Genomic DNA, 15,597 nt, shown 5'->3' with positions numbered 1-15,597 from the left:
AGCGGCACAATAATGGCACCTTGCCAAAACTGTTTCCGCTATCAGAGAAGACCTTCCATGGGTGCCTGGCTTAGCAATATCTCACTGAAGTACAAATTCTGGGCGGTCAATGCGGTCGCCTTTGTCACGACCTTGCTGCTCGTACTCTACGCGGTGCAGCTCGAACAACAGGCGCGCAACCATGCGGCCCAGGCAAACGCCCAGGCCCAGGCACGCTTGCTCAGTGCCTGGCCTGCCGGGCAGCCATTGCCCAAGGCCGATCACCTGCTGGCATTCCAGCGCGGCCAAATTCCCACATTGAACGATCAATCATTGCCTTCAATAGCAGAGGCCAACGGCTGGGTAGCACTCTCGGCCAGCCCCCTGTTGGGCGACAACCCACTGCTGGGCGCCGAAGTAATCCGTGGCGGTGACGGCCAACAGTTGGCCGTGCTGGCCCAAGGCGCAAGCCTGAGCCAGGTGTTCAGGGAACGCTTCAGCCAATACGCCGTGGCGGTGTTCGTGTTGATGCTGGCCATGCTGGGCGCATCGCAGCTGCTAATCCGGTTTCTGCTCAGCCAGCTCAACACCCTGAAGGATGTGATGCTGCACGTGGAAAAAACCGGTGACCTGTCCGCCCGCGTCCCCTTGGCCTGCAAGGACGAAGTGGGCCAGATGGCGGCGGCGTTCAATGCCATGCAAGCCGGATATCAACGTGTGGTTGACACCGTTGCCAGCACTGCTCGGCAACTGGACAGCGGTGCAGCACGCCTGGCATCGAGCATGAACGATGTTCGCCACGGCATGCTCGGCCAGCAAAGCGAAACCGATCAGGCGGCGACGGCGATCAACGAGATGTCCGCTACGGTTTATCACATCGCCCAACATGCCGGCGCCACCCGCGACCTGTCGAAAAGCGCCGATACCTTGGCCGGCAATGGCCGCGAAGTAGTCAGCCGGGTGCAACAGTCGATCACCGGGCTCTCCCGCGGCGTGCAGCAGACCGCCGAAATGATCCAGCGCCTGGCCGAGGACAGCCAGAAGATCAACAGCGTGGTCAGCGTGATCCACAGCATCGCCGAACAGACCAATCTACTGGCGCTCAACGCGGCCATTGAGGCGGCGCGAGCCGGGGAAATGGGTCGAGGGTTTGCAGTGGTGGCCGACGAAGTACGCAACCTGGCCAAGCGGGTACAGACCTCTACGGATGAAATCACCGCCATGGTGTCGGCCTTGCAGGCGGGAACCCGGGACGCGGTGGATTTCATGCAGGAAAGCTCCTACAAGGCCGACGATTGCGTGCAACAGGCCCGGGAAGCCGGTGAGGCTCTGGAGCAAATCACCGGGGCGGTGGCGCAGATGCGCGAGAGCAACACCCAGATCGCCGTGGCGGCCGAGCAGCAAAGCCAGGTTGCCGAGGAAATGAACCGGGCGGTCGTGAGTATTCGTGACGTGACTGAAAACACCGTGCGCCAGACGGTGGACTCGGCCACCACCAGCCATGAACTGGCAACGTTGGCCGGTGAGCTGAACAAGGCGATCGGGCAGCTCAGGCTTTAGGACCCCGCTGCCAATTGACCTGCCTGGGAGAGTTCTTGCGGCCTGGGGTTTATCTGTGGGAGCAAGGCTATGGCCACCTATCACGTCGATAGCCAACCGCGATTCGTCGCGCTGCCCGGCCGGGCTTACGCTTGGGTTACTCGGTTAGCGAACTCAAGGATCAGCATCATGGGCAAACGTCACCCCCACTTCCCGGCCTGGCAATGGCGCACCTGCCTTGACCATCATGGTCACCCGAGCAATCCGGTGTTGCACCAGATTGCCGTACCGCTGTTCATCGTCGCGTTTTTGCTGATGGTATCGGGGGTGTTCAGCCTCAGCCTGGCCAATGTCGCCATCGGCTCCCTCGGCATGATTGCCGCACTCGTGTTGCAGTGCCACGGTCATGAAGAGCCTTAGGCGAAAACTGTCACTGTCTGCCGGCTCAGGGCGATCAAGCGACCATCCGCGCTCCAGAACCTGGCGGCGACATGGCCGTAACCGTCCTGAGCATGCTCGATCTCGGCCAGGTATTTACACCAGTCCAGTGTCGTGAGTTCCAGCAGTGGCTGGACGAACTCAATGGTCCAGGTGAGCGTACTGCCCGGTGCCATTTGAGTGAGATGGGGTAGCAACGCCGGAGGCCAGGCATCGACCAATGCCAGGATGTGCCCCTCGTTCAGCGGCTCCTCTTTGACATCACCACGCAAGCGCACCCAGCCCCCCATGCTGCGGGATTTGTTGCCGGTAAACGGCAGGCCACCAACACTCCAGCACAGCGCCAGGTGACGCATGAATTCCGGCGTAGCGCCCTTGATGTAGGGCAGTTCCTGGCATTGCTCCACGCTTTTGAACTCAGGCGCGGGGTCGGCCTGGACCGCCACCACGGAAGAGCGCGAGGCGCCGAAGCTGCCTTGTACCACGGTCACTACCTGACCGTTCTGTACCGCTCGCCCCAATACTTGGCTGACCGCCTTGCCTTCACGCAATACGTCGACTTCGAAACTGACGGGTACGTCGGCCGCTACCGGCCCGACGAAGGTGATCGCCAGCGAACGCACCGGGCGATCCGCCGGAACCCGCGCACGCATCGCTTCATATTGCAGCGCCGCCACCAGACCGCCAAAACTGGCGCGTCCCTGGCCCCATTCAGGCGCGATGATCACGCAGTCAGGCTGACGGCGCACGGCATCGATCAAATCGGAAAAGCGCATGACAACCTCGAAAACATGGGAAAAAGATGCAGGAATCTTAACCAGCCCAGACGGGTGGCACAGCGCTCATTCTGGCCAAAGAGACTGACAGATAGGCCGCGGCATCCCAACCCCCGCCAATCTACTGTGGGAGCGAGCCTGCTCGCGATAGCGGTGAGTCAGCTTGAATAACTGGTGACTGACGCGGCGCTATCGCGAGCAGGCTCGCTCCCACAAGGGAATATCTGCAGGACTCAGGATTTTTTGAAGCAACTGGCAACGAGTTTATCGAGCACTTTATCGGACTTGGCCTCGGCCTTTTCCATGGTGCTGAGCCAGACCGGCACGCAGGATTGCAAGTCGCTTTCCTGCTTGGCCCTGGCCAGCCATTGCCAGCAATCGTGCCAGTCCCCCAAGGCGCCTTGGGCGGACTTGAGCCGTGGCATGGCCGCTTCGGGTAGGCGGTCAAGTTCGGGGTAGGCTTCGATGGCGTAGCGCACACGCTTGATCAGCAGCCGCAAACGGTGGCGATCATGGGCCGGATCGCCCAAGGCTTCGCCGAGTTTCTTCCATTGTTTGTCCAGGCGCTTTTCGATGCGTTTGCGCAGACCTTTAAGCAGGTCCTGACGTTGCGCCGCGCGAATGAAGCGCGGGAAAGCATCAAGCACCATCAGCAATTGGGCCAGCTCCGGGCTGCCGGCAACGGCGGGATAAGCATCGGCCATTTGCACCTGGCGCCGCCGCGCGGCTTCGATCTTGCCGTGCTGCTCAAGGTAGGCGGCCAGCACTTCCCGGTCACGCAGGGGCGTGGTCAGCGCTCCGACCGCCGAGGCCGCCGTTTCCAGCTGCTCGACACCGGGCAAACCGCGCAACGGACGAAGCAAGCTGCGCAAACGGCGAACCGTGGTCCGCAGGTCATGCAGGGCTTCACTGTCGGTATGGGCATTGAGGCGGGCCTGACAGGCCAGCAGCCGGACTTCCAGGCCCAGTATCCGGGCCACCAGCCGATCAATCATGGGGACGTACTCCGTACGTAGCGTTGAGCGTCAAGCTGCAAGCTTCAAGTGAGGAGCAGAGTGCTCCCCTAACTTGTAGCTTGCCGCTGACAGCTTGTCGCTGCTATTAACGCCCTGCGCGGGATTCGCGGATGTAGAAACGGGCCTTCTCGGCCTTTTTGGTGCACCCCTCAAACGCTTCGAACTGCTGCTGGGTCTTGGCGCCGGTCAACAACGACAGGGCCTTGGAATAACTCACGGTGCCGGCAAAACCTTCGGCCTTGGCCAGGTCCAGTTCGCGCCAGGCACTGTCGAGCTGGCTGCCGCAGCTATCGCGGTAAGCGGTCTTGCCGGCACAACCGGCCAGGGCCAAAACCATCAAGGATGCCACCAGGGGCAGACAAATCCGGGCTTTCATCAATTACACCTCAAGTCAGGTCAACAGTCGTGCAAGTAAGACGGTCCAGCCCGCAAAAAGTGCCAATGCCCGACCGCGTAAATACAAGTGTGGGCGAGCATACGCAAATGCCGGCACGGCGTATCAAAAAACGACACCTGCGCCACAACGATTGAGCCCAGCCGTCGATAAGTGCATTGTTAAAGTCTGTTTTACAAGAGGCCGGGTCATGACAAAACGTGTCGCATTGGTACTGGGATCGGGTGGCGCCCGGGGCTACGCCCATATCGGGGTGATCGAAGAAATCGAACGACGTGGCTACGACATCGCTTGCATCGCCGGCTGCTCCATGGGTGCCGTGGTGGGCGGAATCTATGCCGCGGGCAAGCTCGACGATTATCGTAACTGGATTGAAAGCCTGGATTACCTGGATGTGCTGCGACTGGTGGACGTCAGCTTTCGCCTGGGGGCGATTCGCGGCGAGAAAGTCTTCGGGCAAATTCGCAAGATCGTCGGCGAACTCAATATCGAAGACCTGCGTATTCCCTACACTGCCGTGGCCACCGACCTGACCAATCAGCAGGAAATCTGGTTCCAGGAAGGTTGCCTGCACCAGGCAATGCGCGCCTCGGCGGCGATTCCCAGCCTGTTCACCCCCGTGATGCAAGGCAACCGCATGCTGGTGGATGGCGGCCTGCTCAATCCGTTACCCATCGTGCCGGTGGTGTCGAGCCATTGCGACCTGATCATCGCGGTCAACCTCAACGCCACCAACCAGAAACAGTACCGACTGCCGGTCATCCAGCGCCCGGCAGCGTTCAAGCGTCGCTTCGACACCCTCGTCAGTTCCCTGGGCTCGCGTCTACCGTTCCGTCGCAAGCAAGCCGAGCAGTTGCTGCTGCTGGAACAGGAGGCGCTAAAAGCTGAAGCCGCCGAGATCAATCCATGGCTGGAATCCGCCGAGCCCGAGGGCCAACAACCGGCCGCCGCGCCGGAATCCGAAGGTGCGCCGAAATCGGCGACCGGTTCGTTCATCATCGACAACGTTGGCCCGGCCTCGCTGCTGGATCTGATCAACCAGAGTTTCGAGGTGATGCAGACGTCCCTGGCCCAATACAAAATCGCCGGGTATCCACCGGATGTGCTGATCAACGTGCCGAAACGGGTGTGCCGGTTTTTCGAGTTCTACAAGGCGCCGGAGCTGATCGCCCTGGGGCGGGAGATTGCCAGCGATACGTTGGATCGCTATGAGAATGAGCAGAACTGATAGAGCGCTCGTGGCGGTGAGGGCCTCTTCGCGAGCAGGCTCGCTCCCACACTAGATCTGCGGATTCAAGAACATCACAACGCCTGTGGGAGCGAGCCTGCTCGCGATGACGGCAGCTCAGCCAACATCAAACTCAAAGTCCACCCTCCCCCAACAACCGATACCCAACCCCCGCCTCGGTCGCAATGAACCGGGGCCGGGTCGGGTCGTCCGCCAGTTTTTGCCGCAGATGACCGACCACGATCCGCAGGTAATGGGTGTCTTCGGTGTGGGTCGGGCCCCAAATGTCCTTGAGCAATTGCTGCTGGGTAATGACCCGCCCGGGATGGCGCGCCAATTGCGCCAGCACGGCGTATTCCTTGCGGGTCAGGGCCACTTCAGTGCCATCGAGCAGAACCCGGCGATAAGCCAGGTCCACCGTCAGCGGACCAAACGTCAGCGCCGCTTCCCGCGCCTCGCCTGCCGGGGCCTGACGCAACAAGGCACGAATGCGCGCCAGAAACTCCTGGATGCCGAACGGCTTGGTGACGTAATCATTGGCGCCGTTGTCCAGCGCCTCGACTTTCTGCGCTTCGCTGGCCCGCACCGAGAGCACCAGCACCGGCACCGTGGACCATTGGCGAAACTCGCGCAGTACCTGCTGGCCGTCCATGTCCGGCAGGCCCAGGTCGAGCACCAGCAGATCGGGCTTGTTCAGCGCCGCCTGGGCCAGGCCTTCGGCGCCGGTGCCGGCTTCGAGCACCTTGTAGCCTTGGGAAGTCAGGCTGATGCGCAGGAATTTGCGAATCTGCGGTTCGTCATCGATGACCAAAAGGGTCGCGGTCTGGCTCATGAGGTCCGTTCAATGCAATCAGGTGAAAAGAGAGTAACCCAGCGCCGTTCAGGCTTCATCGTCCATGCCCGGTTGTGTCTGTAATGGCAGGTGCAGGGTGATGCAGGTTCCGCGCCCGTCCAGGCCGGTGTCCACGCTGATCCGCCCGCCATGGGCACCGACCATGCCCTGACAGATCGCCAGCCCCAGCCCCGTGCCCTGCCCGCCGCGATCCCCGCGCGCAGCGGTATAGAACATGTCGAAGATTTTCTCGCGCTCTTCTTCAGGGATCCCGGGCCCCTCGTCGGCCACGGCGAAAAAAACTTCGCTGTCCGTCGCCCCTGCGCTGAGCAGCAATCGCCCGTGAGTCGGTGAAAATCGTGCGGCGTTCTCCAGCACGTTCACCAAGGCCTGTTCGATCAACGCCGCGTGAACATACAACAACGGCAACTCGGCCGGCACTTCGATGCCCACCGTCAACGGTGCCAGCACCGCCCGCAACCGGTTCAACGCGCTGCCGACAATATCGGCCGGCGACACCCAGTCCCGCGCCAGCTTCAGAGCCCCATGGCCGAGACGAGTCATGTCCAGCAAGTTCTGGATGTAGCGATCCAGGCGCTCAGCTTCATCACGGGTGCCTTCCAGCAGTTCGCGGCGATCGGCCAGCGGGATCGCCTCTCCCAACGCCAACAGGCTGTCGATACTACCGCGCATGGAGGTCAGCGGCGTGCGCAAATCGTGGGACACCGACGCCAACAACGCACTGCGCAGTTGCTCGGTTTCACCGTGCAGGCGCGCCGCTTCCAGATCCTGGGCCAGTTGCGCCCGAGCCAGGGCCTGCGCCAGTGGTTGACTGAGGGCCGCCAGCAGACGACGCCGCTGGCCGCTCAACGGCTTGCCTTCTTTCGGGCAAACGCCCAGCAACGCCAGCGGGCCCTCCTCTGTCGACAACGGCCACCACCACCAGCGCCCGGACGGCAGCGTCCCGGTGCCGGCGCCGGCCGGTTGGTCGTGTTGCCAAGCCCAATCGGCGGCCGCGCGCTCAGCTTCAGTGAAGGTCAATGGTTCAGCTGTCTCAACCTTCCAGCCGTCCTGGCCGTCACGGTTGAGCAGGCATAGTTGCAGGTCGTGCCAGCCGTTGAGGTGTTGCGCGGCGGCGCTGATCACCGCCTGGCGGTCGGTCGCGGCGGTGAGTTTGCGGGACAGATCAAGCAGCTCGCCGGTTTCCTGCTGGGTCTCGCGCAGCGCCTGCAACTGTCGTCGCTGGCGGGCCGCAAGGTTGCCGGTCAGGGCCGCCATGAGCAAGAAGAACACCAGAGTGAGTACGTCTTCTTCACGCTGGATGGTGAAGGAAAAATTCGGTGGGATGAACAGAAAGTCATAGGCCAGGAACGACAGCGCCGCGCAGGCCAGCGCAGGGCCGAGGCTGCTGCGAACCGCCACCAGCAACACCGCCATCAGAAACACCAGGGAGATGTTAGGCAAGGGAAGAAGCCCGGAGACCCCCCAAGCCAGCGCACTGGCCGCCGCCGTCGCCAACAGCGCCAGCACGTAGTCGAAACCAGCCAGGGCGGCGTTTGAACGCTCACGGGCCGCAGGGGGCTGTTCATCGCGATCCAGTACGTTGATTTCCAGCCCCCTGGCATCGCGCAGCAAACGCGAAGCCAAGCCACCACCGAACAGCCGCCGGCGCAGACGCCGCCTGGACTGCCCCACCAGCACCAGCGTGGCGCGACGTTCGGTGGCGTGCTGGATCAAGGTCCTGGCGACTTCACCGGCCCGTAGCAGCACCACTTCCCCACCCAGGCGTTCGGCCAATTGCTGGGCATTTTGCAGGCGCTGGCGCGATGGCTCGTCCCGCGTGCTGCCGTTGTCCACATGCACCAGGCTCCAGGGAAGATGCCGACGCTGGGCGACGCGGCTGGCGTGGCGTACCAGACGTTCGGCCTGGGCATCACCGTCAACCCCCACCAACAATCGTCCCCGCACCGCCGGAGCCGCCTGGCCCAGTTGGCGATAGCCCTGGGCAAGATCGTTGTCCACCTGTGCAGCGGCAGTTTGCATGGCCAGCTCACGCAATGCGGTGAGGTTGGTCTGGCTGAAAAATGCATCGATCGCAGCGCGCGCCTGTTCCGGCACATAAACCTTGCCATCGCGCAGGCGCTCCAGCAGCTCGCGCGGTGGCAGGTCGATCAACAGCAGTTCATCGGCCTCCTGCAGGACCCAGTCGGGCAGCGTCTCGCGAACTTGCACACCGGTGATACCGCGCACCTGATCGTTGAGACTTTCCAGGTGCTGGACGTTGACGGTGGTGTAGACATCGATGCCGGCGGCCAGCAACTCCTGAATGTCTTGCCAGCGCTTGGCATGTCGGCTGCCGGGCGCGTTGCTGTGGGCCAGTTCGTCCACCAGCACCAAGGCCGGGCGAGCCGCAAGCAGACCATCAAGGTCCATTTCCTCGAGCATCACCCCGCGATACTCCGAACGCACCAGCGGCTGCTGCACCAGACCGCCGAGCAGCGCTTCAGTCTCACTGCGGCCGTGAGTCTCCACCACGCCGGCAACCACCCTGACACCTTGGCGCAGTTGCGTGTGGGCCGCCTGCAGCATGGCGTAGGTCTTGCCCACACCCGGCGACGCACCCAGGAAGACCTTGAGCCGGCCCCGGTCATTGCGGGGCAGCTTGGCTAACAGTGCATCGGCGCGGCCGGAGTCGCTCATGTGTTCGGGTTCTCTTTCAGATGTTGATCAAACGCCCTGTGGGAGCAAAGCTTTGCTCCCACAGGTGCCACTTCCACAGGGGGCTACAGTTTTTCCAGCGCCAGGTTCAACGCCAGCACATTCACCACCGGCGGCCCCACCAGCGGTTGCTCGATGTGAGCGTCGAGCAGTTGCTGCACGGACGATACCGGCAGATTGCGTGCGGCGGCGACACGCGCCAGTTGATAGGCAATCGCTGCCGGTGGCAAGTGGGGATCCAGTCCGCTGCCCGAGGTGGTCAGCAGCGCCAACGGCACTGGGCCTTGACCCGGCACTTGCAAGGCCTGGGCGTCACCGATCACCCGTGCGGCCAGGGCCGGATTGCTCGGGGAAAAGTTGCTGGCGCCGCTGGCTACCGTGGCGAAAGCACCCGCCGATGGACGTGGATGGAACCAGGCATCGCCCTGGAAATCCTGGGCGATCAACAGAGAGCCGCGGACCTTGCCGTCGGCATCAACGATCAGGCTGCCGTTGGCCTGGGCGGGAAACGCGACTTGCGCCACGCCCGTAACCAGCAAGGGGTACGCAACGCCGGTGATCAGGCTCATCAGAAGCAATAGGCTCAAGGCCGGGCGTATCAGAGTGAACATCCAGAAATCCTCGAATTGAATGAAACAAGTACCTGTGGGAGCAATTGCTCCCACAAGGTGAAGGCGAGCGTTGGTTATCCGCTCAAACCAACCCCAACGCCGTCAGCAACATGTCGATCGCCTTGATCCCCACGAACGGCACCACGATCCCACCCAGGCCATAGATCAGCAGATTGCGCCGCAGCAGCGCCGCCGCGCTGGCGGCCTGCACCCGAACGCCACGCAACGCCAACGGGATCAGCACCACGATGATCAAGGCGTTGAACACAATGGCCGACAGAATCGCGCTTTGCGGGCTGCTCAGGTGCATCACGTTCAGCACACCCAGTTGTGGATAAATCGAGGCAAATAGCGCCGGCAGGATGGCGAAGTACTTGGCGATGTCGTTGGCGATGGAAAACGTCGTCAAGGCCCCACGGGTCACCAGCAGTTCCTTGCCGATTTGCACCACGTCCAGCAACTTGGTCGGGTCGCTGTCCAGATCGACCATGTTGGCCGCCTCTCGCGCCGCCTGTGTGCCGTCGTTCATCGCCATGCCGACGTCAGCCTGGGCCAGGGCCGGCGCATCGTTGGCACCGTCACCACACATCGCCACCAGACGACCGTCATTCTGCTCATGACGGATGCGCGCCAGTTTTTTCTCCGGTGTGGCCTCGGCCAGCACGTCATCGACGCCGGCCTCGGCAGCAATGGCGGCGGCGGTCAGTGGGTTGTCGCCGGTGACCATCACCGTGCGAATCCCCAACTTGCGCAGCTCGGCAAAGCGCTCGCGGATACCGGGCTTGACCACGTCCTTCAGATGAATCGCCCCCAGCAGCTTGCCGTCAACGCACACCAGCAAGGGGGTACCGCCGCTCTGGGCGATCTTGTCCACCTCCCGTGCCAGTGCAGGTGGCAGTTCGCTTTTCGACAGGCCGATAAAACTCAGCAACGAATCCACGGCCCCTTTGCGGTACACCCGGCCCTGATAGTCGACACCGGACAATCGGGTTTCAGCACTGAACGGCACAGCGGTAAGCAGTTCGGCGCCAGGCTCGGGTTGCGAATGCAAACCCCGCAGGTACTCGACGATGGACTTGCCCTCCGCCGTGTCGTCGGCCAACGAAGCGAATAACGCACCTTCGGTCAGTTCCTTGACGCTCACGCCGGGCGCGGCGTGAACCGCGGCACAACGACGATTGCCGAAGGTGATGGTGCCGGTCTTGTCCAGCATCAGCACATGCACGTCCCCCGCCGCTTCCACGGCGCGGCCGGACTTGGCGATCACGTTCAGGCGTACCAGTCGATCCATCCCGGCGATGCCGATGGCCGACAACAGCCCGCCGATGGTGGTGGGAATCAACGTCACCAGCAGCGCCACCAGAAACACCAGCGGCAAATTACCGTTGGCGAAATGCGCGAACGGCTGCAGCGTCACCACCACCAGCAGGAAGATCAGCGTCAGGCCGATCAGCAGAATATCCAACGCCACTTCGTTGGGCGTCTTCTGCCGCTTGGCGCCTTCGACGAGGGCGATCATACGGTCCAGGGTGGATTCACCGGGGTTACTGGTGACGCGCACCAGCAGCCAGTCGGAGACCAGGCGCGTGTTGCCGGTGACGGCTGAACGGTCGCCGCCGGACTCGCGGATGACCGGGGCCGATTCGCCAGTAATCGCCGCCTCGTTCACTGCAGCGATGCCTTCGATCACTTCACCATCGCCAGGAATCATCTCCCCCGCCTCGACGCGTACCACGTCGCCTTTTCGCAGGCGGGTGGCGGCTATCACCTCAAAGCCGTTGGCCGTCTGGCGACGTGCGCTCAGGCCTTCGCTACCGGCCTTGAGACTGTCTGCCCGGGCCTTGCCGCGACCTTCGGCCAGGGCTTCGGCAAAGTTGGCGAACAGCACCGTGAACCACAGCCACAGGGCAATTTGCGCGGCGACAAAAGTCGGCACGCTGCTGTCCGGAACGAAACACAACACCGTGGTGAGAATTGCGGTCAGCTCCACCACCAGCATCACCGGGGCGCGGTGCAACTGGCGCGGATCGAGCTTGACGAAAGCTTGCAGCAGCGCTGGCCGCCACAAGGCCGAAATAGCGGTTTTCGGTTGCTCCGACGCCTTGGCGACGACGGTTTTGCTCATTGGCATATTCATCATCAGATCCTCAGAAACCCAGGCTCAGGTGTTCGGCAATCGGCCCCAGGGCCAGGGTCGGCAGGAAGGTCAGGCCGCCCACCAACAAAATGGTCACGGTGAGCAGGGTCACGAACAGCGGGCCGTGGGTCGGGAAGCTGTTCGGGCCGATCGGCGCGGTTTTCTTCAGCGCCAGGCTACCGGCCAAGGCCAGCACCGGCAGGATGTAGCCGAAACGACCGATCAACATGCCCAGGCCCAGCATCAGATTGTGAAAGGGTGTGTTGGCACCAAAACCGGCGAAGGCCGAACCGTTGTTCGCACCCGCCGAGGTGTAGGCATACAACAACTGGCTGAAGCCATGGGCACCAGGGTTGCTCACCGCTGCAGCAGGTCCGGGCAGGCTCGCAGCAATGGCCCCCAGCCCCAACACGCTCACCGGCATGACCAACAGGGTCACCACCAGCAGTTGCACTTCTCTGGCTGCGAGTTTCTTGCCCAGGTATTCCGGGGTACGGCCAATCATCAATCCAGCCAGGAACACCGCGATCAGCACGTTCAGCAGCATCCCGTAGAGCCCCGCGCCGACGCCGCCGAAAATGACTTCGCCGACCATCATGTTCACCAGCGAGACCATGCCGCTCAGAGGATTGAGGCTGTCATGCATGCCATTGACCGAGCCATTGGAGGCCGCCGTGGTGGTGACGGACCACAGCACCGTGGCCGTGGTGCCAAAGCGCACCTCCTTGCCCTCCAGTGGCGCGGTCTGCTCCACCGAAGCGTTATGCAGCGCCGGATTGGGTTGGGATTCGGCCCACAACGAGGTAGCGCCGCCGATCAGAAACAGTACTAGCATGCAGGCGATGATCGCCCGACTCTGGCGCAGGTCCTTGACGTAATGGCCGAAGGTGAACACCAGCGCGGCGGGAATCAGGATGATCGAGGCAACTTCGAACAGGTTGCTCCAGGCCGTCGGGTTTTCGAAGGGGTGTGCCGAATTGACGCCGAAGAAACCACCACCGTTGGTGCCCAGTTGCTTGATCGCGATCTGGCTCGCGGCCGGGCCCAATGGAATCACTTGATCCGCGCCTTGCATCGTCAACCCATGCACATAGTGCGCGAAGGTTTGCGGCACGCCCTGCCACACCAGGAACAGGGCCAGCAACAGGCACAGCGGTAACAGCCCGTAGAGGGTGGCGCGGGTCATGTCGACCCAGAAGTTACCCAGCGTTGCAGCGGATTTGCGCCCGATTCCGCGACACAGCGCCACCAGCACGGCCAGGCCGGTAGCTGCACTGACAAAGTTCTGCACAGCCAGGCCAAGCATCTGGCTCAGGTAGCTCAACGACGCTTCACCGCTGTAGGACTGCCAATTGGTATTGGTGGTGAAACTCACCGCCGTATTGAATGCCTGGGTCCATTCCATACCCGGCACTTTTTCGGGGTTGAGTGGCAAATGCCCCTGTAACAGCAGAATGGCGAACAACAGCGAAAAGCCGGCCAGGTTGAAAGCGAGCAAGGCCAGGGTGTATTTCTGCCAGCTCTGCTCAACGGTGTGATCGACGCCGGCCAAGCGATAGCAACCACGTTCCACCGGGCCAAGAACAGGTGAAAGCCAAGTGCGCTGGCCTTCCATCACCCGGTAGTAGAAACGCCCCAGAAACGGTGCAGGGATCAGCACCAGCGCAAAGAAGGCGAGGATCAGCCCGTAGTCATAACCGTGCATAGCCACTCCTAGTTCCGATCCGCGCGCAACAGCGCAATCAGTAGATAAATGAACAGCGCCGCTGCCAGCAGCAGCGACACCCCGTCCAGAAGGCTCATGGGATTTCTCCGTCGTACGGCGTCATGCCGTGTGTGGAGTGATTGTCGGCAGGGAGGGCGTAAAGGAACGAGATCGAGAGAGGGGTTGGGGGATAAAGAATGTGTAAAAAAGGGGTTGGTGATTGGCTGGGTGGGCCTCATCGCGAGCAGGCTCGCTCCCACAGGGGATCTTCAGTGGAGGCAAATTCTCTATTCACAACAGATCAAATGTGGGAGCGAGCCTGCTCGCGATGAGGCCCGCCCCGGCGCTGACGCTCCGAACTGGAGCACAAAATCGAGCCATCAGGCAGCGAACATCCTCGATACGACACAATTTCACCCATTACGACCACCGCCGCCATACTGGCACGCCCACTGCACTGCCCCACCCCAGCGCTTTTGCTATGGATCGAGGGGGAGCCACCGATGAACACACAACTCAAACCCACCCTGGGCACCCTGCATTTATGGGGCATTGCCGTCGGGCTGGTGATCTCCGGCGAGTACTTCGGCTGGAGCTACGGCTGGGGCGTTGCCGGAACGCTGGGCTTTCTGGTGACATCATTCATGGTTGCGGCCATGTACACCTGCTTCATCTTCAGCTTCACCGAGCTGACCACCGCCATCCCCCACGCTGGCGGACCGTTCGCCTACAGCCGTCGGGCCTTTGGAGAGAAAGGTGGGTTGATCGCCGGCCTGGCGACGCTGATCGAATTCGTCTTCGCACCACCGGCCATCGCCCTGGCCATCGGTGCCTACCTGAACGTGCAGTTCCCGGCCCTGGACCCGAAACACGCGGCGGTCGGTGCCTATATCGTGTTCATGGGCCTGAACATCCTCGGGGTGAAACTGGCGGCAACCTTCGAACTGATCGTCTGCGTGCTGGCGGTGGCCGAACTGCTGGTGTTCATGGGCGTAGTCGCCCCGGCGTTCAGCTTCAGTAGCTTCGCCTTGAACGGCTGGGCCGGTTCCGATGTGTTCGGCGCGCCGGCCATCGCCGGGATGTTCGCCGCAATCCCCTTCGCCATCTGGTTTTTCCTGGCCATCGAGGGCGCGGCCATGGCCGCCGAAGAAGCCAAGGACCCGAAACGCACAATTCCCAAGGCCTACATCAGCGGCATCCTGACCCTGGTGTTCCTGGCCATGGGCGTGATGTTCTTCGCCGGTGGCGTGGGCGACTGGCGCACCCTGTCCAACATCAACGACCCGCTGCCCCAAGCCATGAAAACCGTAGTCGGGGAGAGCTCCGGCTGGTTGCACATGCTGGTGTGGATCGGCCTGTTCGGCCTGGTGGCCAGCTTCCATGGCATCATCCTCGGCTACTCGCGCCAGTTCTTCGCCCTCGCCCGCGCCGGCTACCTGCCCGCCTCCCTGGCCAAACTCTCACGCTTCCAGACCCCGCACCGGGCCATCATCGCCGGCGGCCTGATCGGCATCGCGGCGATCTACAGCGACGGCCTGATCAACCTCGGCGGCATGACCCTGACCGCCGCCATGATCACCATGGCGGTGTTCGGCGCGATCGTCATGTACATCATGAGCATGCTCAGCCTGTTCAAACTGCGTAAAACCGAACCCAACCTGGAACGCACCTTCCGCGCGCCAGGCTATCCGATCATCCCGGGTATCGCCCTGGTACTGGCAGTGGTGTGCCTGGTAGCGATGGCCTGGTTCAATGCCCTGATCGGGCTGATCTTCCTCGGTTTCATGGCGGTAGGCTTCTTGTACTTTGTGCTGACCGCACAACTGCGCGCCGATGCCCCGGCCGATGCGATGCTCACCGGGCTTTGAGGTGAACCCGGCACAACGGGCGTAATATGGAACCACTGCGAACAACCTTCGCTCATAAGTGGTAGGTGCGGTGGACAGGCGAAACGTTCGTCGTCCATCGCCCCCTCAAGGAGAACCCTATGCCCTGGTACGCCTGGTTAATTCTGATTGTTGCAATCGGCTCGATCGTGGGTGGCTTGATGATGCTGCGTGACACCGCCCACAAGGTCGAACTGACGGATGAACAACGCAAGCGTGTTGCCGAGCGCAATGCCGAGATGGATGCGAAGGAGGCCAAGGATCGTTGAGCCGCTACAGTGCTGATTGCATGACGCTTTTGTGGCGAGGGAGCTTGCTCCCGCTGGGGCGCGAAGCGG

Annotated in this window: 13 protein-coding genes and 1 pseudogene; 5 read left to right on the top strand and 9 right to left on the bottom strand. The window is 62.2% G+C overall.

Annotation, left to right across the window (positions count from 1 at the left end; translation table 11 throughout):
* The first annotated feature begins 57 nt into the window (after window positions 1-57).
* Window positions 58-1,539 (top strand): methyl-accepting chemotaxis protein, encoded by a 1,482-nt coding sequence (locus tag QOM08_RS08360; protein WP_047226342.1) that lies wholly within the window; start codon window positions 58-60, stop codon window positions 1,537-1,539.
* Between the two features lie 168 nt (window positions 1,540-1,707).
* Window positions 1,708-1,926, top strand: a pseudogene (locus QOM08_RS08355) (terminase); the annotation flags it as partial.
* 8 nt (window positions 1,927-1,934) lie between these two features.
* Here QOM08_RS08355 and QOM08_RS08350 read toward each other — a convergent pair.
* From QOM08_RS08350 to QOM08_RS08340, 3 genes are all read right to left on the bottom strand, one after another.
* Window positions 1,935-2,732: an acyl-CoA thioesterase gene (locus QOM08_RS08350; RefSeq protein ID WP_047226341.1), complete on the bottom strand. Its 798-nt coding sequence runs from the start codon at window positions 2,730-2,732 to the stop codon at window positions 1,935-1,937.
* A 233-nt stretch (window positions 2,733-2,965) separates the two neighbouring features.
* A complete protein-coding gene (locus tag QOM08_RS08345) occupies window positions 2,966-3,727 on the bottom strand; it encodes a CHAD domain-containing protein (protein WP_076385730.1) in 762 nt (253 codons plus the stop codon).
* A 106-nt stretch (window positions 3,728-3,833) separates the two neighbouring features.
* Window positions 3,834-4,124 carry a hypothetical protein gene (locus tag QOM08_RS08340; RefSeq protein ID WP_039588883.1) on the bottom strand — a complete coding sequence of 97 codons (291 nt, stop codon included), beginning with the start codon at window positions 4,122-4,124 and terminating at the stop codon, window positions 3,834-3,836.
* A gap of 208 nt (window positions 4,125-4,332) precedes the next feature.
* Between QOM08_RS08340 and QOM08_RS08335 the strand changes: the two genes are divergently transcribed.
* Complete coding sequence (locus QOM08_RS08335) at window positions 4,333-5,370, top strand: patatin-like phospholipase family protein (protein WP_047226339.1); 1,038 nt, start codon at window positions 4,333-4,335, stop codon at window positions 5,368-5,370.
* A gap of 133 nt (window positions 5,371-5,503) precedes the next feature.
* Here the strand turns inward: QOM08_RS08335 and QOM08_RS08330 are convergent, their stop codons facing one another.
* The 6 genes from QOM08_RS08330 to kdpF all read right to left on the bottom strand — a co-directional run bounded on the left by QOM08_RS08330 (window position 5,504) and on the right by kdpF (window position 13,471).
* The gene (locus QOM08_RS08330) at window positions 5,504-6,202 is read right to left on the bottom strand and encodes a response regulator (RefSeq protein WP_047226338.1); all 699 of its coding nucleotides are present in this window, start codon (window positions 6,200-6,202) and stop codon (window positions 5,504-5,506) included.
* A gap of 48 nt (window positions 6,203-6,250) precedes the next feature.
* The gene (locus QOM08_RS08325) at window positions 6,251-8,902 is read right to left on the bottom strand and encodes a sensor histidine kinase KdpD (protein WP_316912811.1); all 2,652 of its coding nucleotides are present in this window, start codon (window positions 8,900-8,902) and stop codon (window positions 6,251-6,253) included.
* 83 nt (window positions 8,903-8,985) lie between these two features.
* On the bottom strand, window positions 8,986-9,531 hold the full coding sequence (kdpC, locus tag QOM08_RS08320; protein WP_316912810.1) for a potassium-transporting ATPase subunit KdpC: 546 nt from the start codon (window positions 9,529-9,531) through the stop codon (window positions 8,986-8,988).
* An 82-nt stretch (window positions 9,532-9,613) separates the two neighbouring features.
* Window positions 9,614-11,668, bottom strand: coding sequence for a potassium-transporting ATPase subunit KdpB (kdpB, locus tag QOM08_RS08315; RefSeq protein WP_316912809.1), 2,055 nt, complete (start codon window positions 11,666-11,668; stop codon window positions 9,614-9,616).
* Window positions 11,669-11,678: 10 nt separating this feature from the next.
* Complete coding sequence (gene kdpA / locus QOM08_RS08310) at window positions 11,679-13,373, bottom strand: potassium-transporting ATPase subunit KdpA (RefSeq protein ID WP_316912808.1); 1,695 nt, start codon at window positions 13,371-13,373, stop codon at window positions 11,679-11,681.
* Window positions 13,374-13,381: 8 nt separating this feature from the next.
* The gene (gene kdpF / locus QOM08_RS08305; RefSeq protein WP_047226333.1) at window positions 13,382-13,471 is read right to left on the bottom strand and encodes a K(+)-transporting ATPase subunit F; all 90 of its coding nucleotides are present in this window, start codon (window positions 13,469-13,471) and stop codon (window positions 13,382-13,384) included.
* Between the two features lie 405 nt (window positions 13,472-13,876).
* On the opposite strand from kdpF, the gene eat reads away from it, so the two are divergent.
* Both eat and QOM08_RS08295 read left to right on the top strand, forming a co-directional pair.
* Window positions 13,877-15,241 (top strand): ethanolamine permease, encoded by a 1,365-nt coding sequence (gene eat, locus QOM08_RS08300; protein ID WP_047226332.1) that lies wholly within the window; start codon window positions 13,877-13,879, stop codon window positions 15,239-15,241.
* 119 nt (window positions 15,242-15,360) lie between these two features.
* On the top strand, window positions 15,361-15,528 hold the full coding sequence (locus QOM08_RS08295; RefSeq protein WP_014337248.1) for a DUF2897 family protein: 168 nt from the start codon (window positions 15,361-15,363) through the stop codon (window positions 15,526-15,528).
* Window positions 15,529-15,597: the final 69 nt, after the last annotated feature.

The sequence above is a fragment of the Pseudomonas sp. P105 genome (assembly GCF_032614175.1).
GTDB lineage: Bacteria > Pseudomonadota > Gammaproteobacteria > Pseudomonadales > Pseudomonadaceae > Aquipseudomonas > Aquipseudomonas rhizophila.
The sequence above is the reverse complement of the archived record's forward strand: the minus strand, read 5'-3'. Positions and strand labels throughout refer to the sequence as shown.

Excerpts from the sequence above, each read along its gene's own strand:
- kdpC (WP_316912810.1), bottom strand. The coding sequence starts at position 9,531 with ATGTTCACTCTGATACGCCCGGCCTTGAGCCTATTGCTTCTGATGAGC.
- QOM08_RS08360 (WP_047226342.1), top strand. The coding sequence starts at position 58 with ATGGGTGCCTGGCTTAGCAATATCTCACTGAAGTACAAATTCTGGGCG.
- QOM08_RS08345 (WP_076385730.1), bottom strand. The coding sequence starts at position 3,727 with ATGATTGATCGGCTGGTGGCCCGGATACTGGGCCTGGAAGTCCGGCTG.
- kdpF (WP_047226333.1), bottom strand. The coding sequence starts at position 13,471 with ATGAGCCTTCTGGACGGGGTGTCGCTGCTGCTGGCAGCGGCGCTGTTC.
- kdpB (WP_316912809.1), bottom strand. The coding sequence starts at position 11,668 with ATGAATATGCCAATGAGCAAAACCGTCGTCGCCAAGGCGTCGGAGCAA.
- QOM08_RS08330 (WP_047226338.1), bottom strand. The coding sequence starts at position 6,202 with ATGAGCCAGACCGCGACCCTTTTGGTCATCGATGACGAACCGCAGATT.
- QOM08_RS08350 (WP_047226341.1), bottom strand. The coding sequence starts at position 2,732 with ATGCGCTTTTCCGATTTGATCGATGCCGTGCGCCGTCAGCCTGACTGC.
- kdpA (WP_316912808.1), bottom strand. The coding sequence starts at position 13,373 with ATGCACGGTTATGACTACGGGCTGATCCTCGCCTTCTTTGCGCTGGTG.
- QOM08_RS08335 (WP_047226339.1), top strand. The coding sequence starts at position 4,333 with ATGACAAAACGTGTCGCATTGGTACTGGGATCGGGTGGCGCCCGGGGC.
- eat (WP_047226332.1), top strand. The coding sequence starts at position 13,877 with ATGAACACACAACTCAAACCCACCCTGGGCACCCTGCATTTATGGGGC.
- QOM08_RS08295 (WP_014337248.1), top strand. The coding sequence starts at position 15,361 with ATGCCCTGGTACGCCTGGTTAATTCTGATTGTTGCAATCGGCTCGATC.
- QOM08_RS08340 (WP_039588883.1), bottom strand. The coding sequence starts at position 4,124 with ATGAAAGCCCGGATTTGTCTGCCCCTGGTGGCATCCTTGATGGTTTTG.
- QOM08_RS08325 (WP_316912811.1), bottom strand. The coding sequence starts at position 8,902 with ATGAGCGACTCCGGCCGCGCCGATGCACTGTTAGCCAAGCTGCCCCGC.